The sequence below is a fragment of the Kamptonema formosum PCC 10802 genome (assembly GCF_000332335.1).
Classification (GTDB): Bacteria; Cyanobacteriota; Cyanobacteriia; order Cyanobacteriales; family Oscillatoriaceae; genus Oscillatoria.
In genome coordinates, this window is sequence record NZ_KB235948.1 from 3510042 (window position 1) to 3534035 (window position 23994).

General features: G+C 54.6%; 30 protein-coding genes. 10 read left to right on the forward strand and 20 right to left on the reverse strand.

What is annotated here, in order from left to right; genetic code table 11:
* Positions 1–150: 150 nt before the first annotated feature.
* From OSC10802_RS54490 to OSC10802_RS40265, 7 genes are all read right to left on the reverse strand, one after another.
* Complete coding sequence (locus OSC10802_RS54490; RefSeq protein WP_232731683.1) at positions 151–405, reverse strand: hypothetical protein; 255 nt, start codon at positions 403–405, stop codon at positions 151–153.
* Positions 406–498: 93 nt separating this feature from the next.
* A complete protein-coding gene (locus OSC10802_RS49930) occupies positions 499–759 on the reverse strand; it encodes a hypothetical protein (RefSeq protein WP_155967822.1) in 261 nt (86 codons plus the stop codon).
* On the reverse strand, positions 737–991 hold the full coding sequence (locus OSC10802_RS49935) for a hypothetical protein (RefSeq protein WP_155967826.1): 255 nt from the start codon (positions 989–991) through the stop codon (positions 737–739). The genes OSC10802_RS49930 and OSC10802_RS49935 overlap by 23 nt, the downstream gene beginning before the upstream one ends.
* Positions 992–1125: 134 nt before the next feature.
* Complete coding sequence (locus tag OSC10802_RS0115000) at positions 1126–1965, reverse strand: class I SAM-dependent methyltransferase (RefSeq protein WP_017717588.1); 840 nt, start codon at positions 1963–1965, stop codon at positions 1126–1128.
* Positions 1966–2149: 184 nt separating this feature from the next.
* The gene (locus OSC10802_RS0115005) at positions 2150–3124 is read right to left on the reverse strand and encodes a cysteine synthase A (protein ID WP_017717589.1); all 975 of its coding nucleotides are present in this window, start codon (positions 3122–3124) and stop codon (positions 2150–2152) included.
* Between the two features lie 78 nt (positions 3125–3202).
* Positions 3203–3535 (reverse strand): PALP domain-containing protein, encoded by a 333-nt coding sequence (locus OSC10802_RS54495; protein ID WP_232731684.1) that lies wholly within the window; start codon positions 3533–3535, stop codon positions 3203–3205.
* Positions 3507–4577 carry a TrpB-like pyridoxal phosphate-dependent enzyme gene (locus OSC10802_RS40265; RefSeq protein WP_232731685.1) on the reverse strand — a complete coding sequence of 357 codons (1071 nt, stop codon included), beginning with the start codon at positions 4575–4577 and terminating at the stop codon, positions 3507–3509. Before OSC10802_RS40265 ends, OSC10802_RS54495 begins: the two co-directional genes overlap by 29 nt.
* A gap of 363 nt (positions 4578–4940) precedes the next feature.
* On the opposite strand from OSC10802_RS40265, the gene OSC10802_RS0115015 reads away from it, so the two are divergent.
* A complete protein-coding gene (locus OSC10802_RS0115015; protein WP_017717590.1) occupies positions 4941–5222 on the forward strand; it encodes a hypothetical protein in 282 nt (93 codons plus the stop codon).
* A gap of 87 nt (positions 5223–5309) precedes the next feature.
* On the opposite strand, the gene OSC10802_RS0115020 is transcribed toward OSC10802_RS0115015, so the two are convergent.
* Together OSC10802_RS0115020 and OSC10802_RS0115025 are read right to left on the reverse strand one after the other, a co-directional pair.
* Positions 5310–6272 (reverse strand): MDR/zinc-dependent alcohol dehydrogenase-like family protein, encoded by a 963-nt coding sequence (locus OSC10802_RS0115020; protein WP_017717591.1) that lies wholly within the window; start codon positions 6270–6272, stop codon positions 5310–5312.
* An 882-nt stretch (positions 6273–7154) separates the two neighbouring features.
* Entirely contained in the window at positions 7155–7547 is a 393-nt protein-coding gene (locus tag OSC10802_RS0115025) for a hypothetical protein (protein WP_017717593.1), read from the reverse strand.
* A 192-nt stretch (positions 7548–7739) separates the two neighbouring features.
* Here OSC10802_RS0115025 and OSC10802_RS0115035 point away from each other — a divergent pair, with 192 nt between their 5' ends.
* Positions 7740–8120 carry a PucC family protein gene (locus OSC10802_RS0115035; protein ID WP_017717595.1) on the forward strand — a complete coding sequence of 127 codons (381 nt, stop codon included), beginning with the start codon at positions 7740–7742 and terminating at the stop codon, positions 8118–8120.
* Between the two features lie 8 nt (positions 8121–8128).
* Here the strand turns inward: OSC10802_RS0115035 and OSC10802_RS0115040 are convergent, their stop codons facing one another.
* From OSC10802_RS0115040 to OSC10802_RS0115050, 3 genes are all read right to left on the reverse strand, one after another.
* Complete coding sequence (locus tag OSC10802_RS0115040; RefSeq protein WP_017717596.1) at positions 8129–8647, reverse strand: methyltransferase family protein; 519 nt, start codon at positions 8645–8647, stop codon at positions 8129–8131.
* Positions 8648–8788: 141 nt separating this feature from the next.
* Complete coding sequence (locus OSC10802_RS0115045) at positions 8789–9007, reverse strand: aldo/keto reductase (protein ID WP_017717597.1); 219 nt, start codon at positions 9005–9007, stop codon at positions 8789–8791.
* Between the two features lie 370 nt (positions 9008–9377).
* Positions 9378–9905, reverse strand: coding sequence for an SH3 domain-containing protein (locus OSC10802_RS0115050; protein ID WP_017717598.1), 528 nt, complete (start codon positions 9903–9905; stop codon positions 9378–9380).
* A 185-nt stretch (positions 9906–10090) separates the two neighbouring features.
* On the opposite strand from OSC10802_RS0115050, the gene OSC10802_RS0115055 reads away from it, so the two are divergent.
* Positions 10091–11527 carry a BCD family MFS transporter gene (locus OSC10802_RS0115055; RefSeq protein WP_017717599.1) on the forward strand — a complete coding sequence of 479 codons (1437 nt, stop codon included), beginning with the start codon at positions 10091–10093 and terminating at the stop codon, positions 11525–11527.
* A gap of 17 nt (positions 11528–11544) precedes the next feature.
* On the forward strand, positions 11545–12363 hold the full coding sequence (locus OSC10802_RS0115060) for an inositol monophosphatase family protein (RefSeq protein ID WP_017717600.1): 819 nt from the start codon (positions 11545–11547) through the stop codon (positions 12361–12363).
* Between the two features lie 173 nt (positions 12364–12536).
* On the opposite strand, the gene OSC10802_RS40275 is transcribed toward OSC10802_RS0115060, so the two are convergent.
* The 7 genes from OSC10802_RS40275 to OSC10802_RS0115090 all read right to left on the reverse strand — a co-directional run bounded on the left by OSC10802_RS40275 (position 12537) and on the right by OSC10802_RS0115090 (position 16256).
* A complete protein-coding gene (locus tag OSC10802_RS40275; protein WP_017717601.1) occupies positions 12537–12827 on the reverse strand; it encodes a DUF2934 domain-containing protein in 291 nt (96 codons plus the stop codon).
* 9 nt (positions 12828–12836) lie between these two features.
* Entirely contained in the window at positions 12837–12995 is a 159-nt protein-coding gene (locus tag OSC10802_RS49945; RefSeq protein WP_155967829.1) for a hypothetical protein, read from the reverse strand.
* A gap of 455 nt (positions 12996–13450) precedes the next feature.
* Positions 13451–14389 carry a ChaN family lipoprotein gene (locus OSC10802_RS0115070; RefSeq protein WP_017717602.1) on the reverse strand — a complete coding sequence of 313 codons (939 nt, stop codon included), beginning with the start codon at positions 14387–14389 and terminating at the stop codon, positions 13451–13453.
* Positions 14390–14577: 188 nt separating this feature from the next.
* Positions 14578–14805 (reverse strand): TolB family protein, encoded by a 228-nt coding sequence (locus OSC10802_RS46285; protein WP_071593307.1) that lies wholly within the window; start codon positions 14803–14805, stop codon positions 14578–14580.
* A 95-nt stretch (positions 14806–14900) separates the two neighbouring features.
* Positions 14901–15161, reverse strand: coding sequence for a hypothetical protein (locus OSC10802_RS49950; RefSeq protein ID WP_155967832.1), 261 nt, complete (start codon positions 15159–15161; stop codon positions 14901–14903).
* Positions 15162–15464: 303 nt separating this feature from the next.
* Positions 15465–15773: a DUF2973 domain-containing protein gene (locus tag OSC10802_RS0115085; RefSeq protein ID WP_017717605.1), complete on the reverse strand. Its 309-nt coding sequence runs from the start codon at positions 15771–15773 to the stop codon at positions 15465–15467.
* A 159-nt stretch (positions 15774–15932) separates the two neighbouring features.
* Entirely contained in the window at positions 15933–16256 is a 324-nt protein-coding gene (locus tag OSC10802_RS0115090) for a DUF2605 domain-containing protein (RefSeq protein ID WP_017717606.1), read from the reverse strand.
* Between the two features lie 257 nt (positions 16257–16513).
* Here OSC10802_RS0115090 and thrS point away from each other — a divergent pair, with 257 nt between their 5' ends.
* The 3 genes from thrS (at position 16514) to OSC10802_RS0115105 (ending at position 19817) form a co-directional block, all read left to right on the forward strand.
* Positions 16514–18355: a threonine--tRNA ligase gene (gene thrS, locus OSC10802_RS0115095; protein ID WP_017717607.1), complete on the forward strand. Its 1842-nt coding sequence runs from the start codon at positions 16514–16516 to the stop codon at positions 18353–18355.
* Between the two features lie 52 nt (positions 18356–18407).
* On the forward strand, positions 18408–18584 hold the full coding sequence (locus tag OSC10802_RS52960) for a hypothetical protein (RefSeq protein ID WP_017717608.1): 177 nt from the start codon (positions 18408–18410) through the stop codon (positions 18582–18584).
* Positions 18585–19031: 447 nt separating this feature from the next.
* On the forward strand, positions 19032–19817 hold the full coding sequence (locus OSC10802_RS0115105; RefSeq protein ID WP_017717609.1) for a DUF4058 family protein: 786 nt from the start codon (positions 19032–19034) through the stop codon (positions 19815–19817).
* Between the two features lie 173 nt (positions 19818–19990).
* On the opposite strand, the gene OSC10802_RS56495 is transcribed toward OSC10802_RS0115105, so the two are convergent.
* A complete protein-coding gene (locus tag OSC10802_RS56495; RefSeq protein WP_017717610.1) occupies positions 19991–20122 on the reverse strand; it encodes a DUF6717 family protein in 132 nt (43 codons plus the stop codon).
* A 233-nt stretch (positions 20123–20355) separates the two neighbouring features.
* Between OSC10802_RS56495 and OSC10802_RS52965 the strand changes: the two genes are divergently transcribed.
* The 3 genes from OSC10802_RS52965 to OSC10802_RS0115120 all read left to right on the forward strand — a co-directional run bounded on the left by OSC10802_RS52965 (position 20356) and on the right by OSC10802_RS0115120 (position 23901).
* The gene (locus OSC10802_RS52965; protein ID WP_198525122.1) at positions 20356–20535 is read left to right on the forward strand and encodes a hypothetical protein; all 180 of its coding nucleotides are present in this window, start codon (positions 20356–20358) and stop codon (positions 20533–20535) included.
* Between the two features lie 292 nt (positions 20536–20827).
* Positions 20828–21805, forward strand: coding sequence for a homoserine kinase (gene thrB / locus OSC10802_RS0115115; RefSeq protein WP_017717611.1), 978 nt, complete (start codon positions 20828–20830; stop codon positions 21803–21805).
* A 470-nt stretch (positions 21806–22275) separates the two neighbouring features.
* Positions 22276–23901 (forward strand): NAD(P)H-quinone oxidoreductase subunit 4, encoded by a 1626-nt coding sequence (locus OSC10802_RS0115120; RefSeq protein WP_017717612.1) that lies wholly within the window; start codon positions 22276–22278, stop codon positions 23899–23901.
* Positions 23902–23994: the final 93 nt, after the last annotated feature.

Below are 23994 nucleotides of genomic sequence, written 5' to 3' on the forward strand. Positions count from 1 at the left end.
TCCCTTGTGGCCCTGATTTGGGGCCAGCCCACCGTTACAGGAAGATTTGTGTACCATTGGTACACAACTTGGGAAGCCAATGTGTCAAGTGAGCGCCGGCTGCCGGTTGAATCCCATCCCTTGTGGCCCTGATTTGGGGCCAGCCCACCGTTACAGGAAGATTTGTGTACCATTGGTACACAACTTGGGAAGCCAATGTGTCAAGTGAGCGCCGGCTGCCGGTTGAATCCCATCCCTTGTGGCCCTGATTTGGGGCCAGCCCACCGTTACAGGAAGATTTGTGTACCATTGGTACACAACTTGGGAAGCCAATGTGTCAAGTGAGCGCCGGCTGCCGGTCGAATCCCATACCTTGTGGCCCAGATATGGGGCCAGCCCACCGTTACAGGAAGATTTGTGTACCATTGGTACACAACTTGGGAAGCCAATGTGTCAAGTGAGCGCCGGCTGCCGGTCGAATCCCATACCTTGTGGCCCTGATTTGGGGCCAGCCAGCCGTTACAGGAAGATTTGTGTACCATTGGTACACAACTTGGGAAGCCAATGTGTCAAGTGAGCGCCGGCTGCCGGTCGAATCCCATCCCTTGTGGCCCTGATTTGGGGCCAGCCCGCCGTTACAGGAAGATTTGTGTACCATTGGTACACAACTTGGGAAGCCAATGTGTCAAGTGAGCGGCGGCTCTCGGCTGCCGGTCGAATCCCATCCCTTGTGGCCCTGATTTGGGGCCAGCCCGCCTTACAGGAAGATTTGTGTACCATTGGTACACAACTTGGGAAGCCAATGTGTCAAGTGAGCGCCGGCTGCCGGTTGAATCCCATCCCTTGTGGCCCTGATTTGGGGCCAGCCCGCCGTTACAGGAAGATTTGTGTACCATTGGTACACAACTTGGGAAGCCAATGTGTCAAGTGAGCGCCGGCTGCCGGTTGAATCCCATCCCTTGTGGCCCTGATTTGGGGCCAGCCCGCCGTTACAGGAAGATTTGTGTACCATTGGTACACAACTTGGGAAGCCAATGTGTCAAGTGAGCGCCGGCTGCCGGTTGAATCCCATCCCTTGTGGCCCAGAGTGGGGGTGAGCCCCGCCCCTAGAAGAAGGACTGGTAAGGGCCATCACCGGCACTGGCGTCAGGGAACCTGGAACGAAAGAATCATATAGCGGCTCAGCCCAAAACGGCTCAGCCACTCTTGACCCGCCGTTACCTTGTCCATCTCTATTTCTCCAGCCTCCCGGTACAGTCGCCGTATGAGTGGGTAAGTCGGCAAAGTATTGCCGGTGATATCCTCTTCCCACAGGGGCAAAAATCCCGCCCCTTTGCCGAGATTCCGGTAATCCGCCAGGGTGCAATAACCTATCACATCGCCGTAGGTGCGAATTACGGAGGCTGTTGCGAATTGACTCCCGAATTTCATCAAAGGCAGAAACGCCCGCACCGGCACAAAGTCGCACAGGGCTAGTCTCCCTCCCTTTCGCAGCACTCGCCGCGCTTCTTGAAAAAAGCGCTCCCGGCTGGGAAAATGAAATATGCACTCCACCGCCAGCACCAGATCAAAGGAACCGTCCTCAAAAGGCAGCTGGCAGGCGTCTGCTTCCACAAACTCTATCTGGTTGCCGGTGCGCGGCTTCACTTGCTCTCTGGCTCTTGCAATCTGGCGGGGATCAATATTCACCCCGACGAGTCCCACGCTGGAAAAACGCTCGTTCAGGCTGGCAATTGTGCCCCCAAAACCGCACCCGCAGTCGAGGATGCGCTGTCCATCACCGGCACCACCGGCATCACACACCCGCCGGCACAATCTCTCCGCAGCCGACGCAAAGTCCGCTACGGTCCCATCCGCCACCGCCGGATAATCCCAATACCCCCAGTGTGCGTGCCGCCCAAATGCCAGCAGCGCGTCTGGGTTGCCTTTGCGGAATTGCTCAAATAGCTTGTCGAAGTACGGCAGCTGAACGTTTGTTTTTGCCATGAGGGTGTTTTAAATTTGAGATGAAAATGGTTAAACCTAACCAAAGAATAACTAATCAATCGGAATTTATGTCATTGCTTAACTTATAAGGCTTACGCGACAGCTTCTATAGGATTAAGTATGATAAAAATTCGGGTTGATTGCTTAAGGAAGTATCTTCGGGTTTTGGCAGGAATAAATTGCCCTATTCCAGCAAAAGGCCCTTGGCCGCCAGCCACTCCCGGCTGTACAGGCGCGACTGGTAGCGCGCGCCGCCATCGCAGAGGACAGTGACGATGGTGTGACCCGGACCCATTTGTTTGGCCAGCGCCACAGCCGCCCCGACGTTAATGCCGACGGAACCGCCCATAAACAGCCCGTCTTTTCGCAGCAGCTGGTAAATTACTCGCACTGCTTCCCGGTCGTCAATCTGGATGGCGTCATCCGCCGGTGCCCCCTCCATATTGGCGGTCACCCGGCTGTTGCCAATGCCTTCAGTGATAGAATTGCCTTCTATTTTAATTTCTCCGGTTTTGACGTAACTGTAAAGCCCACTGCCGGTTGGGTCGGCGACGACGCATTTAATGTTGGGATTCTTTTCTTTCAGGAACATGGCCACACCGGCATAGGTGCCGCCGGTGCCGGTGGCGGCGACCCACCCGTCAACTTTGCCGCCGGTTTGCTGCCAAATTTCCGGCCCGGTGGTTTCGTAATGGGCCTGCCGGTTGGCCAAGTTGTCAAACTGGTTCGCCCAGATGGCGTTCTCCATTTCAGCCGCCAGTCTGCCAGAGAGTTTGACATAATTGTTGGGGTCTCTGTAAGGCACGGCTGGGACAGTGCGCACTTCCACACCCAGGGTCCTCAGGGCGTCGATTTTCTCTTGAGATTGCGTGTCTGGAATCACAATCAGGCATTTGTAGCCCCTGGCGTTGCAGATGTGAGCTAAACCGATGCCGGTGTTGCCGGCGGTTCCTTCCACCACAGTCCCGCCCGGTTTGAGCGTGCCTTTTTCTTCCGCGTCTTTAATAATGTACAGCGCTGCCCGATCCTTGACGGAGCCGCCCGGATTGAGAAATTCCGCCTTACCCAGGATTTCGCAGCCGGTTTCCTCGCTGAAGCTGTTCAGCCGGATCAGCGGCGTGTTGCCAACAGTCCCTACAAACCCATCTTTGATATCCATTTGTATAGCCCCTAAGTGCCTCCCTAAACCAGATTATGCAATTTTAGGGATCAATTCAATCGAATGGGTGGCGCAACATCACCCCACTGCCGGCAGTCCCGCCAGCGCCATCGCCACTTCTTCAGCGCTGTATTCAGTATCGCGCAACTTCCCGGCCTGATAGTCCATATACGCCTGCAAGTCGAAGTGACCGTGACCGCACAAATTGAACAGGACAGTCTTGCTGGTGCCCTCCTCCTTGCAGCGCAGCGCCTCATCGATGGCGGCTTTGACCGCGTGGTTGGCTTCCGGTGCCGGCAAAATCCCTTCCGTGCGGGCAAAGGCCACACCGGCTGCGAAACAGTCCAGCTGGGTGTGCGCTCTTGGCTCTATCAAGCCTAGCTCAACAATGTGGCTGAGCAGCGGTGCCATCCCGTGGTAGCGCAGTCCACCGGCATGAATCCCTTGCGGGACGAAGGAACTGCCCAGGGTGTGCATCTTGACAAGTGGCGTTAAATGTGCTGTGTCGCCATAGTCGTAGGCGTATTTGCCTTTGGTCAGGGTTGGGCAAGCGGCGGGCTCCACTGCGACAAATCGCACCGGCGGCGTCTCGTCCCGCAGTTGAGCGCCGATGAAAGGAAAAGCAATACCGGCTTTCGTTGCTGCCGCCGCCGGTGCACCCGACGATAATATCGGGGCAGTCCCCCGCAAGTTCGAGTTGCGCTAGGGTTTCTAAACCTATGACAGTTTGGTGCAGCAAAACGTGATTGAGGACGCTGCCGAGAGCGTATTTCGCGGTTTCGTCTTGCGCAGCAATTTCAACTGCTTCGCTGATAGCAATTCCCAAGCTGCCGGTGCTGTCGGGATGCTGTTTGAGAATCTCGCGACCGGCAGAAGTTTCGCCACTCGGACTCGCTACGACTCGCGCCCCATAAGCTTCCATAAGAGCGCGGCGGTAAGGCTTTTGCTGGTAGCTTACCTTAACCATATAGACGAGTATTTCTAAATTGAACAGTGCGCCGGCAAAAGCGAGAGAGGACCCCCACTGACCGGCACCGGTTTCCGTGGTCAGGCGCTTGACGCCTTCCTGTGCGCTGTAATAGGCTTGAGGGACGGCAGTGTTGGGTTTGTGGCTGCCGGCTGGGCTAACGCCTTCGTATTTATAATAGATTTTGGCTGGAGTGTCGAGGGCTTTTTCCAGCTGGCGGGCGCGATAAAGCGGTGCCGGTCGCCACTGCCGGTAAATGGATAGCACCGGCTCGGGTATTTCTATCCAGCGTTCCTGGCTGACTTCTTGCTCAATGATGGCGGCGGGGAACAGGGGCGCTAAATCTGCCGGTGCGATTGGCTGACCTGTACCCGGGTGAAGCACCGGCGGCACCGGCGCGGGCAGATCCGCTTGAATATTATACCACGCTGCCGGGATTTTGTCTTCTGGAAGGATGTATTTAACAGTATCTGTTGGCTGTCCCATTTGCGCCGCTCTTTACTCGATGTTCATCTATTTTAAATTACGGGGTGCCGGTCGGAGCCAGTTTATAAAGCAACTGTCAATCCGGATTTAGGCATCAACCCACCAGAACAGGACCGGGCTGCCGTCTGGCGGGCTGCGCCGGACTCAGCATTAGTAGGGCGGGGCTGTCGGAGATGTTGGCGGGAGACAGGAGATCTCGCGGTCCTCAGTTGGAGGAACTGTGGCCCAGAAAGCCGGAGTCTTAAAGAAACGGGGTTTCTCAGTACCTCACTAATAGGAGAAAGGCTATCTTGATAAACTAGCCCCCAGTCTTTTCTGCTATTAATATTATTTATATTTTTTTACGGTCTGAAACGATCAGTCATGTTCCAAATTTTATATCCTCTGATTCGCGCTGTCCAGCCGTTTTTGGTGCCGGTTTGCTTTGTCTCGGCTTGGGTATTAGTGCTTATGTTGGGTTGGGGCCTCTGGTCTGCAGTGGCGGACGGAGTGGCGCGCAGCAAGCGCATGCACCAAATTCCCTGCGCTAATTGCGCCTTTTTTACCAACGACTACCGGCTCAAATGCCCGGTGCGCCCCACGATTGCCCTGACTGAGGAGGCTATCGGCTGTACCGACTACCGGCAAAACAATAAAATTGCCTAAATCTCAAACCTGCCCAGAAACCGGGTTTCTTGTTATTTTGCCTGTTTTCCAGCTTTTCACCTGTCTGTGACCCGGTTTCTGAATCTATCACTCGCTGGCATCTATTGCAAGTAAAACTTTCAACACTCCGGGGCTCCCGGCGAGATCGAAGGCTTCTAGCCCCTGACTCAGGGGGTAGAGGGCGTGAATTAGGGGGTTGACATTTATCTTGTTTTGTGCTAAGAGCTGGAGGGCGGCGGGAAAGGGACCGCAGCGGGAGCCAATTAAGGTGATTTCGTCTACGACGAGGGAGGAGGCGTCGAAGGTGAGATTGCCTTTGTAGGTGCTTTTGAGGACGAGGGTGCCGCGCGATCTCAAGGCGCGGCGGGCGATCGCAAAGCCTTCTGGGTTGCCGGTGCATTCGACTGAGATGTCGAATGCTCTGTCTTGCACTGCGTCTGCAAAGTCGGTTTTGATGCCGAGGGCTTCCAGGTTGGCGAGTTTGTCGCGGTGACGCCCGATCGCTAGCAAGTCGCAGCCGGTTAGCGCTAGGGTTTGGGCGACAAGCTGCCCCAGTTTGCCGTCCCCAACGACGAGCACTCTGTCTGCAGGACTCACCGGGACTTGCTTTTGGATTTCCAGCGCTGCAGCAATGGGTTCAGTGAAGGTGGCTGTGTCTGTATCTATATTATCTGGCACGGGGTGCAGGTTTACGGCGGGCAGGGTGAGATATTCGGCGAATGCGCCGTGCCGGTTGACGATGCCGAGTACGGTGCGGTTGAGGCAGTGGGTGGGGATGCCGGTGCGGCAAAACCGGCACTCGCCGCAGGCGGCGTTGATTTCTCCGACGACGCGCCGGTTGAGCAGGTGTTCGGGTCCGCTTTCGACGACGCCGACAAATTCGTGTCCGAGGATGCCGGTGTAGGGGTAGTATCCTCTGAGCAGTTCTAGGTCGGTGTTGCAGATGCCGGCACGCAAGACTCGCACGAGCGCTTCGCCGGGTGGGGGAACGGGTGCCGGGATGCCGGTGCGCAGTTGCAGTTGGCTGTTTTCTAGCCAGAGTGCTTTCATCAGGGGGTTGGGAGGGGTTATGTGTTTTTTTATTTTAACCGCCAAGACGCAGAGAGCGCCAAGGAAGAAAAGAGGGGGCTGTTTGTTCGGTAGGGGCGGGTTTAGCAGCGATCTTTGCTGTGCGGTTTGTGTTTCGGATGAACCGGCACCTGTAGTTGTGCCAGGGCGGGTTCAGTCATATTTTCTGTTGTGCCGGGGCGGGTTTAGTCATTTTTGACGCTGTGCGGTTTGTCCTTCGGGGGAACCCCTACCTACAGTTTATAAACTGGCTTTCAGTAAAACAAATTAGCTTTTTTTCCCTGTTTTGATAGCCGGCATATTGTTGGAATTTATCGGATAGCCAAGTTTCTTCGCGTCTCGCCTTGGCGTCAAAAAAGGCAAACATCAGAACTGTCGCTATCAAGTGCGACAAGCTGAGTTGAAAGATTGCTCAACTGAATGCCGCCAAAATTATCCGGCTGTACAGCAGGTGGCGCACGACGCTTTCCGATGCCGATTTTAACAAGTTTGCCATCCTCTTTCGGGTGGGGTAAGGGTGTCAGGTTGCTTTATAAATCCAGGAATCCTTTACCGATGAGTGTCAGCGTCCCTAGCCCCAAAACTGCGATAGCGACCCAGATTATATACCACAATTTGGAGTCATCGTCAAGAGTTATAGCAGCAGTCATATTGATTAGAACTATAGAAGCTTCGGGAGCGGAGGAGCAAGGGAGGCCGGAATGTCCGTTTCCTAAATGCTTACTGCTATATAGACGTAGGGCAGGCGTCCCGCCCCCCCTGAAGGTCTAATGTTCTAACCTAAGTGCATACTGCTATAATTGGGCGGGCCGGCACCATAAACCCGATTTCGTAGGGGCGCGTCCCGCCACGCCCCTACCGAGTTTATTCGGAACACACTAATGTGAGAACATCTATATTAAGATTAGTCTGATTGGGAGCTCTGACGACCTGGCAGGTGACGGAGCAAGGTACGACCACCTGGGAAAAGACGTATCTCACCGTCCTTGCGCCTGGGGGCTGCACCGAACTCCCGCCGCTGGTGGGCCGGTACACGCGCACTGTGCTGCTGCTGTTAAGTGGCATTATCTCCTGCCCGTTAGGTGTCGAGGGAAGGTTCGCATAGGTGTTGTTGAGATCGAAGACTTTCATGCAGGTGTCGCCAGCCGGCGGGAGCGTCGCTTTCCCCCTCAACCTGGGCTGAGACGCTGCTTGAGCCGCAACACCGGCATTCAGGGCAAGGATACCGGCAAATAGGGCTGTCAAGGGTTTTAACATATGTCAATATCTGCGCTGTGTGTGAAAATTTGATAGGATTTCTATTATACAGGTACAGGCGGATGATTGCAATCCAAAAGTTCTGGGGGGAAACAATTCTTTCCAGCCGGCAGTTGGGATGGCAGCAGGAGTTGCCATTCCTGATAACTTGGTAAAGGCAGTTTACCCACCCTTAAGTTAAAATCTAGCCTGGTGACGATATTTCTGCTGGGCGTGTTCCAGAAGGGGCTGGGGATGATGTCAGTCCTGACGCTGGGAGTGCTCAACCGGGTGATGATTGCAGAGCTGAGGGTGCCGGCACTAATGGCCACCGCCACTCTGGCTGCCGCTGATTTTGTCGCGCCGGCGCGCGTCTGGTTCGGGCAAATGTCGGACGCTAAACCCCTATGGGGCTATCACCGCACCGGCTATGTCTGGATGGGGGCGGCTGTGCTGTCCCTCAATTCCGTCCTTGCTGTGCAATTTGTGTGGGGGCTGGGAGAGAGTTTGCAAGCCACCGGCAGGACAGGCGAAACCACTGGGTGGGCAGTCCTGCTGGCATTGGTGTTCGCCCTGTACATTTTGGCGGTCTAAACCGGCTCTCAGTACAGCCAAGGAATTAGCTTTTTTACCCGGTTCTGATAGTCCGAATATTCCGGATATTTCTCGGTTAGCCAAGTTTCTTCGCGTCTCGCCTTGGCGTCAAGAAAGGCAAACATTAGAACTGCTGCTATCAGGTGCGACAAGCTGAGCTGAAAGATTGCCCAACTGAAGGCGGCCAAAATTATGCCGCTGTACAGCGGGTGGCGAACGATTCTGTAGGTGCCGGTTTGAACTAATTTGCCATCTTCTTTGGGGTGGGGTAAGGGTGTGAGGTTCTGTCCCAAATCCAGCAATCCTTTACCGATGAGTGTCAGCGCCCCCAGCCCCAAGATTGCGGTCGCACCCCAGATTACATACCACAATTGGGAGTCAATGTCAAGCCTTAATTGGGCGGGCCGGCACACCGGCAGCAAGACAAAGCCCAACAGCAGGGCACCCTGCAGCACCACCCAGTATTCTCCGCGCCGGTTATTGCGCCACCCTTCGCGGGTGAATCCCCAATCTGTGAAAATTTTCATGCTCGTTTTATTGGCTGCAATATTATAGCAGTTTTCCGTTGGATGCAGTACGCCCCAGGAACCGGGTTTCTTAAAGAAACCCGGTTTCTAGCTGTCGGGGTGTTAGGGTGAATTATGCCGGTACACTCATTCCCCTACAAACTACCGGCTGGATTCTCCCAGACGGAGTATTTCTTGGGGGCTGAGTTCCCAGCCGAGGGCACCGGCATTTTCTTGCGCTTGTTTGGCTTTTTTTGCGCCGGGAATGGGAATTACGCCGGATTGCGCCTGCAGCCAGTTGAGGGCGACTTGTGCCGGCGTGCGCCCGTATTTCTCTCCCAGCTGGCGCAGCAGCGACCCCACCGGCTCGATTTTCTGCAAGCCGGCGCGGCTAAAGCGCGAGTCTCACTGGCGCGTACCTGCCGGTGTGGCGTTGGGCTCGATTTACGGGTCGGGGAGAGAGCAGCGCACTGGGTTCGCAGTATAATAATATCACAAGGCGGCGCGGGGTCTATTCGCTCAATCCCGGCAACGGGATTGAAAATCGAAAAAGGTGACACCGGCACTCACCGCCGCCGCTTCCCGCACCCCTCACTTTTCATTCGTTTAACTTGCATTCAAAATTGAGCCGTGCGGGGGTGCGGAAAGTTGGGCGAGTGCTTGAGGCGGCTATATACAGGACAAATCAGCTTTCTCCCCCCTGAAAAACAGGGGAACCAGATTTAAGATTGGCAAATTAAATGCTTAACACCTAGCGCCCGCAAGGCGCGAGAAACTGGCTAAACATGTATCCGGAATCCGTTCTCACCCGGTCCCACTCACGCTCAGCCCAACTCCAGTCCCCAGACTGCGCGTACACATACACTCTGGTGCCGTTTGAAATTTGGGCCACCACCCGCCCATTTGGGGTCTGGCGCATGTTAACATAGGTGTCATTGGGATCTGCAACGACCATGCAGGTGCCGGTGCAAGGTACGAGCAACTGGGAATAGACGTATCCCCCAGTCCTTGCGGCTGGGTACTGCACCCAGCTCCAGCCGCCGGCGCGCCCGTACACTCGCACTGTGCTGCCATTGTTGAGTGGCATCATCACCCGCCCGTTGGGAGTTTCGCGCAAGTTGACATAGGTGTCTTTGGCATCGTAGACTTTCATGCAGGTGCCGCCTGCCTGCTGCGCCGTCGCTGCGCCCCTCCAGTTGGGCTGAGATGCAGCTTGAGCCGCCACACCGGCATTCAGGGCGAGAATACTTATAAATAGAGCGGTCAGACGTTTGAACATGTCAAGACCTCCGCTGTAGGCTATAATTTTTTAAGCCTTTCTCCTTACCGATACAGACGGGCGCTCACCGGAAACAGCGTCTTTCTCGCAACAATTCTTTACAGCCGGCAGCTGGGATGGCAGCAAGAGTTGCCATTCCTGATAACTTGGTAAAGGCAGTTTACATACCCTTAAGTTCAAACCCTATGGCAACCGGTGATTTCTCTGGCACCCAGGGCGCTGGGGCGGAAAAAGACAAGCTCATCCCTAGAATTCCCCTGCTGACGGTGTTTCGGCTGGGAGTCTTCCAGATGGGGCTGGGGATGATGTCAGTCCTGACGCTGGGAGTGCTCAACCGGGTGATGATTGAGGAGCTGAAAGTGCCGGCGCTGATAGCGAGCGGCACTCTAGCTGCCGCTCAGTTTGTCGCGCCGGCACGAGTCTGGTTCGGGCAAATGTCGGACGCTAAACCCCTATTTGGCTATCACCGCACCGGCTATGTCTGGATTGGGGCGGCTGTGCTGTCGCTCAATTCCTTCCTCGCTGTGCAAGTTGTGTGGGGGCTGGGAGAGAGTTTGCAAGCCACCGGCCCGTCAGGCGCAACCACCGGGTGGGCAGTCCTGCTAGCTTTGGTGTTCGCCCTGTACGGTTTGGCGCTCTGCTGTAGCTCCACCCCCTATTCCGCCCTGCTTGTCGATGTCTCGGAAGAAGACAGCCGCTCAAAATTGGTGGGGATTGTCTGGTCAATGCTGATGGTGGGCATTATCCTCGGGGCAATTATTAGCAGCAGTTTGCTCAAGCAAATCTCCCTAAACGCCCCTATTGAAGAGTTGCGGGCTTCTATTAACCGGCTATTTCTTATCGTGCCGGCTGCAGTGTTTGGCATGGCGCTGCTGGCGGTTGCCGGTGTGGAGAAAAAATACTCCCACTACGCCACCCGTTCCTTTTTAGCAGACCGGGAAGATAAAATTACCCTGCGCCGGGCGCTGCGCATCCTGACGGCGAACCCCCAAGCCGGTTTATTTTTCACCTTCCTGCTGGTGATGACGCTCAGCCTGTTCCTGCAGGATGCAATTTTGGAACCTTATGGCGGCGAGGTGTTTGCAATGCCGATTTCCGAAACCACCAGACTGAATGCTATCACCGGCACCGGCACGCTGTTGGGGTTGAGTGCCACCGGCTTTTTGATTGTCCCTCGCCTCGGCAAACAAAAAACGGTCAAACTTGGCTGTATAGCCGCTGCAATTTGCTTTGTCTTGCTAATTTTTGCCGGGTTCACCGGCAATCCGGCACTGTTCAAATCCGCTCTATTAATCTTCGGTTTGGCTAGTGGAATTCTGACCACCGGCGCTCTCAGTTTAATGCTAGATTTAACCGCAGCAGAAACCGCCGGCACGTTTATCGGCGCGTGGGGGCTGGCGCAAGCGCTGGCGAGGGGAGTGGCAACCGTGGCGGGCGGTGCGGTGCTCGATATCGGGCGGCTGCTGTTTGACGCGCCGGTGCTGCAGTACGGGCTGGTGTTTGCAATGCAAGTCCTTGGCATGTCTGTGGCAATTTGGCTATTGCGGCGCGTTAATGTTAAGGAATTCCGCGATAACGCCAAGGCTGCTATTATGGCTGCGATCGAAAGCAATCTAGATTAACCCCAACCCCCTAACCCATGACAGATTTTTGGGACACAGTTTTAACCTTCGCCGAGACGACTGGCGCTAGAGTCGGCACTCAGCTGATGTCTGACTTTGGCGCTGTGCGAGCTTCGGAAAAGGCTGATGGCAGTTTGATTACCCGTTCCGACAAATGGGCGGATGAGGAAATCAGAAATGCCATTACCTCCACTTTCCCGTCACACGGCATCCTCAGCGAAGAGGGAGAGCAGGTTTTTCCGGAGAATGAGTGGTGCTGGATTATTGACCCCTTAGACGGCACCACCAACTTCGCTCGCGGCATTCCTGTCTGGGCAATCTCAATGGCGCTGCTTCACCGCGGGGCACCCGTCTTCGGATACGTTCACCTCCCCCCGATCCGACAGACGTTTCACGGGTTTTGGGGCGATCCCACCGGCACCCCCCCCACCGGCGCTTTCCTGAATCGCCGCCCGATCCATACAAATGAGGATTCTCCCGGAAGCAATCATTTTTTCAGTTTTTGCTCCCGCAGCATACTTTGGATTCAGCATCCGTTCCCTTGCAAAGTCCGGATGTTAGGTGTCGCTAGCTACAACTTCCTGACTGTAGCCGCCGGCTTTACGCTGGGCGGGGTGGAGGCGACGCCGAAGATTTGGGATCTGGCTGGGGTGTGGGCGATCGTGCGCGCTGCCGGTGGGGCTTGGGTGTCGATGCACCCTGAACCCCTGTTCCCCCTTACTGCCGGTAGGGATTACGGGAAGATATCTCTCCCCACCCTCGTCGCCAGCCAGGAAAAATGGGTGCCGGTGTTTCAGTCCAAGCTGGAACCTCTCAGTAAGTCTTCCCCCGGATAGGTGGGGTGAGGGGTAAGATTATAAACAAACAGTGAAGTCACAAGAAACCGGGTTTCTTCTTGTGAGTCAGCCAAAAAATTCTGCTTGACAGCAGCAAGAAACCCGGTTTCTGCCCCCACGCAGGTTTAACACATTATTATATATGCCTCACCGGCACGCACCGCCGCAGACACCTAACCCCACCTGTGCCGAGCTTCCTCGCACTCCCGCCGCGCTTGCAGCCAGTGCTCCTCCTCTTTCCCTTCAGGGCAGCCCTGAGTTTGCCAGATATAATACGCCCTTGTTTTAATATTAGCCTCCTCAATTGGACGGGGCGGCCAGAAGTATTCGCAGCTTTGGCTGGCGAAATTGTAAGGCGGCGAGCCAAAAAAATCCTGCCGGCCTAGCCGCTCCGCCGTGAAGCGATGGCAATTTTCTTTAATCGGGCAATCCCCGCCGGTGCAAACGGTTACGTCATAAGACATCTCTTTCCCCTAAAACCTGTAGGGTTTGGATTCGATTGCTATTTGAATTTTGGGCGGCACACCCGACAAGAAATCCCTATCTGTCTTCGATCCCACCCCACCGATGCTGACAGTATAGCGTTTCCCGTCAGTCTGGCGCACATCCCGCCTCACTGATAAGCAAAACAAATCAATCGAGCGCTTGAGTTTTAATTTTTGAATAGGTCGGGCTCCAGACCCGAAAAATAATTGAGAAAAATTTTTAGCTATCGAACGATTTTGCGCCGTTTGACAATTTTGATAGATTTTGCTATCATATGTTTCACATGATAGAGTGGGGCGGATTCTGTCTTGTAAGGGAAATGGCGAGACCCCTCACCGCACTGTGCAGCTGGAATTCCTATTCTACCGTAACGGCTGCCGGCCTAAACCTGAATTTTTCCTGTAGTGCGGCTGCAGTATGAGATCGGGGTGACGCGCGAGTTTTTTTGGGAGGGGAGAGAAGCATTTCTTGTAGGCTGTTCAAAATCAGTGCCGGTGTGGTATAATCCGCCGCGGCTTTCCCACTTTTCTCGCCAACCCCAATCAACCGCCAACCCCAAACAACCCCCAACCCTAAGCCCTAACCCCCTAACCCCTAACCCCTAAGAGCTAAACCAGAAGAAATCAGCCACCGGCTTATCGGTGCGGCAGGACAGTTCAGGATCGGGATTGAGAAGAACCAGGCGCTGGAGGAAGTTAGCGCTGCTCACCCGTCTGGCGACGCGGCTGGGAATGCCGTAGCCGCAGACGATGTGAGCCTGACCGGCAAGTGCGACAACCTGGTAATCTGGGTTAGCCGCGAGAAACTGGGCAATTTTCTCAGCCATTGTCTCATCCCAGAGGACTTGGGCGAGAAAAAACCGCTCGCTGTCAGCGGCAGAACCGTAACCGGCTCGCTGGTGCGCCTGAAAAGATTCTAGCACCATTTGGCGATATTCGGCACTGCCGGTGAGGATTTCAGAGATTGGGGGGATGTGCTGGCGCTGTTCGGGGGTGAGGCTTGACAGACCGGCGCGGGAGACTTGGCGCGTCACCTCGCTAGGGGTGTTCAGCGCCAGCACCGGCAGCCGGTTTTCCTTGGCAAAGCGGAGAATCGGGGCGTAATACTCCCAGGGAAAGCCCCACCGGCGCTCGTACTCTGTCCGCTCCACCAGCTCGCCTTCGGCAATCTTGCCGGCGAGATAGTCGTCAAGAGCGCCTTGATACGGGCGCTGGAACATTTCCATCGCAATGGCAATTTTAGGGGAAAGCCGGTGGAGTTCTTGGATAATCTGCAATTGCGCCAAGTGGTCTTCTGGGCTGTCGTGGGTTTCCCCCAAGTAGACGACATTTGCCGGCGCGAGGTGCTGTTGAACCTGCTGGCGCGTGAGTGCCTGCTGCGCCAGGGGGCTGGATATCTTTTCGGCGCTAGCCGGGAAGGCGCACAGCAACAGGATGCCGAGGGATGTGGCGCACAGTTTCCCGAACTGGCGGATATTTTTGAGCCAAACGCCAGGGCGAGATCGCTCAATTGCTGTCTGCGTGCGGTTTCCTGCCTTCATGTCGGTGCCGGTGCAATTCCGCTGCCGGTTGGTAATAATACTTCACTATAGCGTTGATCTTCGAGTTGTGAGAGCATAGAAACCCGGTTTCTTAAAGAAACCGGGTTTCTCGCCCCCGTAAAATCCTATCTCTTTTCTTCTCTTGGCGCTGCTTCAGGGGGACGGTTTGCCCAAAACCAGTCGCCTCTCTACAGGCCCCTCTGTGCCGGCTCCCAGTTAAGCGAGATGTCGAAAGCTGGGCAGTCTGTCAAGCGTGTGACATTGGAGCTACCGGCACCTATAAGATAGCTTTCGTAATTGCCATCTCGGTTAGAATAGAAGGCAATTTGCTTTCCGTCGGGGGACCTAGCTGGGGAGCTATCTTCTCCCGGGGAGTTGGTGATATTGGCGGGATTTCCCCCACAAGCAAACAGCACATAAATTTTATAGTTACCCTCGCCGCGAGAGCAAAAAGCTATCCACTAGCCGTCGGTAAATTATGCCGGTTTAATGTCAGGCGCTGGGCTGTCTGTCAGAGCGGGGAGAGAGTTTCGCCACCGGCACTCATCAGGTAGATATCAAAGTTGACGGTGCGGAAAGAAGCGAAGGCAATTCGGGGTGCGGTTGGGGTTTGGGCGATAGCGGCTGTCACTGCCAGCAGCAGCGCCAGCACGCCAAGTTTTACCGGCAGGCATTTCTGATTGAGTCGGGAAAAGAATTTTTTTACTAACCCGCCAAGACGCCATAGACGCGCCAGCGGCTTCCCGCAGGGTAGAGCGCCAAGGAAAGACAAGAGAGATTTTTTCACCTACCATTGAGAGCTGCTATCTATCAGCTAGTAACGCTTATTTAGCTTAATATTTTATCTCCAGCCCCCTCAATTCTCCTCTGATATCAATTTGAGATTGCTAGGATTTCCCCCTAGGGCTGAAAAGGCTTTCCTGCCGCATTTACAATCTAAAATCCATGCTGACAAAATCCATGCTGACAAAATTGTCATGGGGCTACAGCACCGACTTTAAGCCAGAAACGCCTGACGCGCCAGCCGGTGCGACCGCCGTTTGTTTCAAATTGTAAATTTACAATCCCCGGGCGATTAAGCTTCGTCGCGGGAGTCGCCGGTGAAACCGGGAGAGGAGTTGTAGAGGGCGTCCAGCTGCTCGCGGGCGTCCTCTACCGTCATGGAGCGCATCACCAAAAGGGGTTCATTGACAATATTGCCAGAATCGTCTAGAAATTCTGGGTGGGGCACAGCCTGAAGTTGGGAGCGATACCGGTTGGGCGAGGGTGCGCCGGCGTAGGAGCGCTGGGATTCCAAACCGAGAGTCAGCAGGGAGCGGAGTAAATTGCCGACGGCAAGGATTGCCAGGGTGGTAAAGGCAAGAATGTAAAGCAAGTGTAGCATAGGGTTTTCCTCCAGGGAAGACAGAGAATCTGCGTGTTACAAGAGACGTTTAAGAAGGTAATGGCTTGTTAAAAGGCCCAAAAAGCTCTGGTGAGCGAGCGAGTCCAGTCTTATTAATTTAAAGTCTGGCACGCCCTTTGCTCAACCCACCAGAGGGGCTCAGCCATGACCGGACTTCTCCATGCGGTGGCGAGCGGACACCTGCCAGCATTCCGTGAGCAGTTTGTGCCACGGCATCAAGACCTGCATTTCCACACCGGCTTGTCCATCTGTGAGTTTGAGCAGCGTCTGCGCCGCACTCACTTCCTGCTGCGCCAGCACCACCCGCTCTAGCAAGTCCGCTTGCCTCTGTGCCCCCAAGAAGGCGATTTCCTCCGTTTCCAGCAGTGTCCTCGATCGCCCAAACCAATACTGAAAGTCATCTAGCAGCGGCTCTAATACCGTCTTGAGCAGGTTGGGTTCCGGCAGATTTGGATTGAGCATAAATGGAACGTCAGTGTCTGAGCTAACTTAATCTTAACGCGCTTTACAATTTGTAACATTTCGGGGCGCTTATTACAAGAGGCTGTGCCGGTGCTGCTCGCCAAAAGCTGCGGAAAAAACTTATTGACATTCTAACAAAAATGTGCTGGGAGTGGCGCGGCAGAAACAGGGGTGAGGGGCAGCAGGGGGGAAAGCGAACTCGCTAAGATAGAAAAACAGTCCAAACAGATTGATTAGCCATTAAAGGTGATGCGCCAATGGTTCAGCAGCCGCTGCCACCCCAAGACTCTCCCGCTCCTGCCCAACCGCCCGAAAAAATCCACCTGCCCCGCACCAGCGAATCCGAGCAGCTGAAAAAGATCCGCCACACGACTTCCCACGTCATGGCGATGGCAGTGCAGAAGCTGTTCCCCAAGGCGCAAGTCACTATTGGCCCTTGGATTGAGAATGGTTTCTATTACGACTTCGACCATCCAGAACCGTTTGCGGAAAAGGACCTGAAAGCCATTCAGAAAGAGATGGTCAAGATTGTCAGCCGCAAACTGCCGGTGATTCGCGAAGAAGTCACCCGAGAGGAAGCCGAACGCCGGATTAAGGCAATTAACGAACCCTACAAACTGGAAATATTAGAAGGGCTTCAGGAACCGATCGCCATCTACCACTTGGGGGACCAGTGGTGGGACCTGTGCGCCGGCCCCCATGTGGCCAACACCAGCGAGATCGACCCCAAAGCCATTGAGCTGGAAACCCTTGCCGGTGCCTACTGGCGCGGCGACGCCACCAAAGCCCAGCTGCAGCGAATTTACGGCACCGCGTGGGAAACCCCAGCGCAGTTGCAAGAGTACAAGCGCCGCAAAGAAGAAGCCCTCAAGCGCGATCACCGCAAACTGGGCAGAGAGCTCGGCTTATTTATCTTTGCCGATCCCGTAGGACCGGGACTGCCCCTGTGGACGCCCAAAGGGACAGTCCTGCGCTCCCTGCTAGAAGACTTCCTCAAACAGGAGCAGATCAAGCGCGGCTACCTGCCGGTGGTCACCCCCCACATCGCCAGAGTGGACCTGTTCAAAACCTCCGGACACTGGCAGAAATACAAAGAGGACATGTTCCCCATGATGGCGGAAGACGCCGACGCCGCCGCCGCCGAACAGGGGTTCGTCCTCAAACCGATGAACTGTCCCTTCCACATCCAGATTTATAAAAGCGAGTTGCGATCCTACCGGGAACTGCCCCTGCGCCTAGCCGAATTCGGCACCGTCTACCGCTACGAGCAATCCGGCGAACTGGGCGGCTTAACCCGAGTGCGCGGTTTCACTGTGGATGACTCCCACCTGTTCGTCACCCCAGAACAGCTGGATGACGAATTCCTCAGTGTCGTGGATTTAATCCTGTTCGTGTTTAACAGCTTGCAGCTGAAGAATTTTAAAGCCCGTTTGAGTTTCCGCGATCCAGCTTCCGACAAGTACATCGGATCGGATGAGGCGTGGGAAAAAGCCGAAGGCGCTATCCGCCGCGCCGTGCAGCATCTGGGCATGGACTATTTCGAGGCACCCGGAGAAGCAGCGTTTTACGGGCCAAAATTGGATTTTATTTTCCAAGACGCCCTCGATCGCGAGTGGCAGTTGGGAACTGTGCAAGTTGATTACAACTTGCCAGAGCGATTTGATTTGGAGTATGTGCCGGAAGATGGCACCCGCAAGCGCCCCGTGATGATTCACCGCGCACCGTTTGGCTCGCTAGAACGTTTAATTGGCATATTGATTGAAGAGTATGCGGGAGATTTCCCGCTTTGGCTCGCGCCGGTGCAGGTGCGCCTGCTGCCGGTGAGTGACGAGTTTCTGCCCTTCGCGCAAGAGGTGGCTCACCAGATGCGATCGCTCGGAATTCGCGCCGAAGCTGACACCAGCAATGAGCGCCTCGGCAAATTAATTCGCAATGCAGAGAAAGATAAAATCCCCGTAATGGCGGTTGTGGGGGCGAAGGAAGTTGAGACGAAAACCCTCAGCATTCGCACCCGCGCGTCTGGCGAGTTGGGCGCGATGCCGGTGGCTGAGGCAATTGATAGGGTGAAAAACGCTATTTCGGATTACCGCAATTTCTAGTTTATGGGGTGCGTTTCGCTTCGGTGAAACGCACCTTAATGGAGTAATAGTGATGAGTGCCGCCAAAGAAGAAGTTAAATCTCTGCTGAACAAATTGCCCGACGATTGTTTTATTGAAGATGTGCAGTACCACCTGTATGTCATGGAGAAAGTGCGCAAGGGATTGGAAGTAGCCGGTGCTGAAGGAACGATCCCACAAGAGGAAACCGAACGGCGTTTGAGCAAATAGCTTATTAGGTAGTGGGGCATAAGCGGGAGAAAATTTAATAAGAGCGGCGATAATTTATAAGGTGCAAAAATCAGGAAATAATAAACCGCCCCCGAGAAAAATCGCCTAGGAAAGAGAGGGCAAAGCTTTGCCTCATTTAAATTGCTTTTTAAGCTGATAGCTATCGCTCACCAGACCTTCCTATAAAAGCAGTTATGGAGGCTCTGCATCTTATCGCACCTAGCAGATTAAAGGTATAACAGCTTAGAGGTTCTCACAAATGAATGAGAATAATATGTTGGGAATTACGCCGCATAATTAAGTCTTTTTTGCCACCGGATTGCCTGTGGGAGCCGGTTTCGGAAGTAACAAAAGGTTGGGAGGGCTGTAGCGCTGCCGGTGTGATAGAATAGTGAAAAGCACAGGGCAGTAGCTAGACTGCAAGTAAGCTGAACAGGAGGTAAGTCAATGCCCTCTCCTTTTCCCGGGATGAACCCCTATTTAGAAAATTCGGAATTGTGGCCACAGGTACACAACCGGCTCATCGTGGCGATGGCTGATGCCTTGGTTCCACAAGTTCGTCCGAAATATCGGGTAGATATTGAAAAGCGGGTTTATTCGTTCGCCGGCGAAAATCCGATCTTAGTGGGAATTCCAGATGTAACTGTGGTGCGATCGCGCACTCAAACCCCTCCCCGCGAGTCGAATGTCGCTGTCGCCGCACCGGCAGAAACGGCTGTCCAGGTTAAAGTGCCGGTGCCGGTGGAATTTAGAGAGGCGTATTTAGAAATTAGAGACATGGCGAAAGGTGAGGTAATAGCGGTCATTGAAGTCCTATTGCCAGCAAATAAGCGCCCCGGCAAAGGGCGAGAAATGTATTTACAAAAGCGAGAAGTAGTTTTTACAACTCACTCCCATTTGATAGAGATTGACTTGCTGCGTTCTGGGGAAACCATGCCGGTTCGGGGAAATGAAATAGAAGCAAATTATAGAATTCTGGTGAGTCGGGGTGACACCCGACCTAGAGCGGATTTATACTTGTTTAATCTGCCGAATGAGATTCCTAAGTTTGCCCTGCCTTTGCGCTCAGAAGATGTCGAGCCGGTGGTGGATTTGCAGGCGCTGTTACATGGGGTATATGAGCGAGCCGGCTATGATTATACCATAGATTACAGCCGCGAGCCGGTGCCGGCACTCTCAGAAGCAGATGCTGCTTGGGCGGACACCATTTTGCGGGAGAAAGGGTTGCGATAGTGGGCGTGGGGCATGGGGCATGGGGCATGGGGCATTGGGTTAATAATCAGCTTTTCCCCTCAAATCTAGAGCGGTTTTCACCTGAGTGATGTACTGAGAAACCCGGTTTCTTTAAGAAACCGGGTTTCTGGCACTGAAAACCGCTATAACCTCTAAATCCTAAACCCTAACCCCTAAACCTTCTGCGCCTTGCAGTAGATTTTCTTTGGCGCTTCGCTGAAGTATTTAAACAGGGCAGGACACAGCCAGCCTTCCATATTTTTTCCTTCCCAGCGATACCAGTTCCCGCCATACTCCTGCGCCACCCAAACCAACTCCGCCTGATATCCCGGAAAAGGATTGGCTGAAAAACCTGAACCCTTTTTCCGCTTGAGGAATGTCTTTTACCAGTGCGTCAATCATTTCTGGGACCCCACTCACAAAGGGAGCATCCCATTTTTGTAATCCCCCTCACCCCCAACCCCTCTCCCACAAGGGGAGAGGGGAGAATTCTTGATTTTTCCCTCCTCTCCCGCCCTGGGAGAGGGGGGTTAGGGGGGTGAGGGTCACAGTCTTTGCAAAAACGGGATGCTCCCCTCACAAATGGCTCCCGCACCAAACCGGCACTCTCATCGTCAAAGACCCAGGTGCGCTCGTGCCGGTAGGGAAAATCACCATCATGGCGTTAGACATCGCATCTCCCTTTCTCTTTGAAAATAGTGAGATTTTTATCTGCTAATATTATAGCATTTATCAAAGATTTGTGAGAGCCCTCCCTCTTTTCTTTCCTTGGCACATCTTGGCGTCTTGGCGGTTTCTAAAAAAAGTCCTGTTGATTAACTGAAATTAACAGCCAATGCCCCACTCCCGCCGCAATGCCCAGAAAGTAGTTGACATCCTTCCCCTCCCTAATCAAAGATGATTGGGGGGTTCCCCCACGCCCGGTGCTGGGCTTTCCTGCAGGGAGGGTTTCACCAGAAGCGGGGCTTCTGCCACCGGCACCCCCGGTTTTGCCCGATTAGGAATTTTTCATGTGTTCTATCTCTAGTGTTACTGTTACTGTTCCCGCTACCACGGCTAACCTCGGGCCAGGTTTTGACTGCATCGGGGCTGCTTTGACGCTTTATAACCAGTTTAAATTCACCCGTCTCGATTCCACCCAGGCACTGGGGGGGGAGGGAGTCAGCATCAGCGTCACCGGCACTAATGCTGAGCGAGTCCAGACTGATGAGAGCAATCTAGCGTACCGGGCATTTGTAAAGTTATATGAACACACCGGCCAGTCGCCGCCACCGGCACGCATCGAGATTTCCCTCGGATACGCGCTGACGAGGGGGTTGGGGAGTTCGGCGACGGCGATTGTGGGCGGATTGGTGGGCGCAAACCAGCTTGCCGGTGCGCCGCTGTCGCAGCAAGAGGTGATGCAGCTGGCGATATCTATGGAAGGGCACCCAGATAATGTGGTGCCGGCACTGCTGGGAGGGTGCCGGCTGGCGGCAGTGGCGGAGGAAGACGATGCCAGCCAGCCCCATATTAATAAGGAGGGGCGTAGGAGTGGCTGGGAAATCTGCGAGATTCCCTGGCACTCGCATATTGTGCCGGTGCTGGCGATTCCGGATTTTGAACTTTCCACAGCCCAGTCGCGGCGGGCGCTGCCGGCGCAATACACTCGCGCTGACGCCATTTTCAACACCGCCCACCTGGGTTTGCTGGTGCGGGGGCTGGAAACCGGCACCGGTAGCTGGCTGCGAGTGGCCATGCAAGACCGCATCCACCAGCCCTACCGGCAGTCTCTGATTCCCGGGTACTCGGCGGTGCGGAAGGCGGCGCTGGATGCCGGCGCTTACGGAATGGCAATCAGTGGCGCTGGGCCAAGCCTGCTGGCCCTGGCCGATGGGCGCAGCGCACCGGCAGTGGTGCCGGCAATGGCTCAAGCTTGGAAGCAAGCGGGGGTGAGCGCCTCCGTGAGAGCCCTCTCCCTGGACACGCAAGGGGCAACCTGCGCCTAGCAACACTTCTGAAGCACATGCCAGAAACCCGGTTTCTTAAAGAAACCGGGTTGCCCCTTCCATCCCAAGAAACCCGGTTTCTGGCACTGCACAGGGGCAACCCCCGCTTCGTAACAATTCGTTAAGAATGCAGGAGTGGCCCTATTGCCTGCTTAACGGTAGCGAAGGCTACCGTTTTTTGTTGCGACCCTCTGCTTAACAAAACTTAATTTTTAGTTATCCGTATTATTAATTTTTTAAATATAAGAGAAAAATCAGCAGGGGTTTCAGTGGGTTTGGCTTCTAGCTTTGTAGCTGCAGATACATTTAAAAACTAATTAAACGTATAAAAGCAAATGGCCATGCCTGCAAGTCAGGTATTGACTCGCATTTATGGTGGTTGTGTGTTTTTTCTTGGGAAAAGTAGTTTGCAAAAGTTAACGTAACTTAATACAATAGACACAGAAGCAAATAGGTATATATCCTCAACCATGCCTCCCATAGAATTTCCCTGGCTAACGACGATAATCCTGTTGCCCCTGGTGGCAGCCCTGGCCATTCCCGCGATACCGGATAAAAGTGGCAAAACCGTCCGCTGGTACGCCCTGGGGGTGGGGTTAACAGACTTGGCCCTGAGCGTGTGGGCCTTTTGGACTCACTACGACTGGCAAAATTCAACGCTGCAGCTGGCAGAGAGCTATTCCTGGGTGCCGCAGCTGGGGCTGAATTGGTCGGTGGCGGTGGACGGTCTGTCAATGCCGCTGATCGTGCTTACCGGCTTAGTCACCACCCTGGCGACTTTCGCGGCTTGGAACGTCAGCAACAAGCCGCGTTTGTTTTATTTCCTGATGCTGGCAATGTACAGCGCCCAGATAGGGGTGTTTGCGGCCCAAGACATGCTGCTGTTCTTCCTGATTTGGGAACTGGAACTGGTGCCGGTGTACCTGCTGATCTCCATCTGGGGCGGACCGAAGCGCCAGTACGCGGCGACCAAATTCATCCTCTACACCGCACTGGGTTCGATTTTCATTCTGGTTGCCGGTCTAGCAATGGCCTTCTATGGCGATACCGTTACCTTTGACATGGCAGCGATCGGGCAAAAGAACTTCCCGGTGGCGTTCCAACTCCTCGCCTACGCCGGCTTCCTGATTGCCTTCGGCGTCAAACTCCCCATCTTCCCCCTGCACACTTGGCTTCCGGACGCCCACGGTGAAGCTTCAGCGCCAGTTTCGATGATTTTGGCCGGGGTGCTGCTGAAAATGGGAGGCTACGGGCTGATTCGCATGAATATCGAGATGCTCCCCGAAGCCCACGTCCACTTCGCGCCGGTGCTGGTGGTGCTGGGTGTGGTCAACATTGTCTACGGCGCTTTAACCGCCTTCGCTCAAGACAACCTCAAGCGGCGGCTGGCTTGCTCCTCGATTTCCCACATGGGCTTCGTTCTGATTGGCATCGCTTCCTATACAGAACTTGGCCTCAGCGGGGCAATGCTGCAAATGATTTCCCACGGGCTGATTGCGGCGGCGCTGTTCTTCCTCGCTGGCGTTGCCTACGAGCGCACCCACACTCTGGCCATCGAAAAAATGGGAGGTATGGCCAAATATATGCCGAAAGTGTTCGCTCTGTTCACCGCCGGTTCGATGGCATCTCTGGCTTTGCCCGGAATGAGCGGATTTGTCAGCGAACTGACGGTGTTCTTGGGCTTGTCTACCAGTGACGCTTACACCTCCAGCTTCAAAGTCGTGATGATTGTACTCGCTGCAGTGGGGCTGATCCTGACTCCGATTTACCTGCTCTCCATGCTGCGCGAAGTGTTCAGCGGCGCTGAGAATCCAAAACTGATGGCCGATCCTTGGGAGCTGGTGGACGCCAAGCCTCGCGAGATATTCATCACCGCTTGCTTGTTGCTTCCCATCATCGGTATTGGCTTGTACCCCAAGCTGGCCACTCAAACCTATGACGTGAAGACAACCGCAGTGGCTGCGGAAGTTCGCCAAGCCCTGCCCCTGGTTGCGCAGCAGCGCCAAATTATGCACTCTGGCTTTATCGCACCGAAGTTGCCCGCTCCTGAAACTCCCGCGCTGCTCGGCGTTACTGAGCTCGGGAAAGGTGCGTAAAAACTTTAATTTAGCAGAAGTAGGGCGGGCGCAGCTCCGCCCGCGGCCACACCACAAACGAGGGGCGCTCTCTGGACGCCCCTCTAGTTTTTT

Excerpts from the sequence above, each read along its gene's own strand:
- OSC10802_RS54490 (WP_232731683.1), bottom strand. The coding sequence starts at position 405 with ATGGTACACAAATCTTCCTGTAACGGTGGGCTGGCCCCATATCTGGGC.
- OSC10802_RS49930 (WP_155967822.1), bottom strand. The coding sequence starts at position 759 with ATGGTACACAAATCTTCCTGTAAGGCGGGCTGGCCCCAAATCAGGGCC.
- OSC10802_RS49935 (WP_155967826.1), bottom strand. The coding sequence starts at position 991 with ATGGTACACAAATCTTCCTGTAACGGCGGGCTGGCCCCAAATCAGGGC.
- OSC10802_RS0115000 (WP_017717588.1), bottom strand. The coding sequence starts at position 1,965 with ATGGCAAAAACAAACGTTCAGCTGCCGTACTTCGACAAGCTATTTGAG.
- OSC10802_RS0115005 (WP_017717589.1), bottom strand. The coding sequence starts at position 3,124 with ATGGATATCAAAGATGGGTTTGTAGGGACTGTTGGCAACACGCCGCTG.
- OSC10802_RS54495 (WP_232731684.1), bottom strand. The coding sequence starts at position 3,535 with ATGGCACCGCTGCTCAGCCACATTGTTGAGCTAGGCTTGATAGAGCCA.
- OSC10802_RS40265 (WP_232731685.1), bottom strand. The coding sequence starts at position 4,577 with ATGGGACAGCCAACAGATACTGTTAAATACATCCTTCCAGAAGACAAA.
- OSC10802_RS0115015 (WP_017717590.1), top strand. The coding sequence starts at position 4,941 with ATGTTCCAAATTTTATATCCTCTGATTCGCGCTGTCCAGCCGTTTTTG.
- OSC10802_RS0115020 (WP_017717591.1), bottom strand. The coding sequence starts at position 6,272 with ATGAAAGCACTCTGGCTAGAAAACAGCCAACTGCAACTGCGCACCGGC.
- OSC10802_RS0115025 (WP_017717593.1), bottom strand. The coding sequence starts at position 7,547 with ATGTTAAAACCCTTGACAGCCCTATTTGCCGGTATCCTTGCCCTGAAT.
- OSC10802_RS0115040 (WP_017717596.1), bottom strand. The coding sequence starts at position 8,647 with ATGAAAATTTTCACAGATTGGGGATTCACCCGCGAAGGGTGGCGCAAT.
- OSC10802_RS0115050 (WP_017717598.1), bottom strand. The coding sequence starts at position 9,905 with ATGTTCAAACGTCTGACCGCTCTATTTATAAGTATTCTCGCCCTGAAT.
- OSC10802_RS0115055 (WP_017717599.1), top strand. The coding sequence starts at position 10,091 with ATGGCAACCGGTGATTTCTCTGGCACCCAGGGCGCTGGGGCGGAAAAA.
- OSC10802_RS0115060 (WP_017717600.1), top strand. The coding sequence starts at position 11,545 with ATGACAGATTTTTGGGACACAGTTTTAACCTTCGCCGAGACGACTGGC.
- OSC10802_RS40275 (WP_017717601.1), bottom strand. The coding sequence starts at position 12,827 with ATGTCTTATGACGTAACCGTTTGCACCGGCGGGGATTGCCCGATTAAA.
- OSC10802_RS0115070 (WP_017717602.1), bottom strand. The coding sequence starts at position 14,389 with ATGAAGGCAGGAAACCGCACGCAGACAGCAATTGAGCGATCTCGCCCT.
- OSC10802_RS0115085 (WP_017717605.1), bottom strand. The coding sequence starts at position 15,773 with ATGCTACACTTGCTTTACATTCTTGCCTTTACCACCCTGGCAATCCTT.
- OSC10802_RS0115090 (WP_017717606.1), bottom strand. The coding sequence starts at position 16,256 with ATGCTCAATCCAAATCTGCCGGAACCCAACCTGCTCAAGACGGTATTA.
- thrS (WP_017717607.1), top strand. The coding sequence starts at position 16,514 with ATGGTTCAGCAGCCGCTGCCACCCCAAGACTCTCCCGCTCCTGCCCAA.
- OSC10802_RS52960 (WP_017717608.1), top strand. The coding sequence starts at position 18,408 with ATGAGTGCCGCCAAAGAAGAAGTTAAATCTCTGCTGAACAAATTGCCC.
- OSC10802_RS0115105 (WP_017717609.1), top strand. The coding sequence starts at position 19,032 with ATGCCCTCTCCTTTTCCCGGGATGAACCCCTATTTAGAAAATTCGGAA.
- thrB (WP_017717611.1), top strand. The coding sequence starts at position 20,828 with ATGTGTTCTATCTCTAGTGTTACTGTTACTGTTCCCGCTACCACGGCT.
- OSC10802_RS0115120 (WP_017717612.1), top strand. The coding sequence starts at position 22,276 with ATGCCTCCCATAGAATTTCCCTGGCTAACGACGATAATCCTGTTGCCC.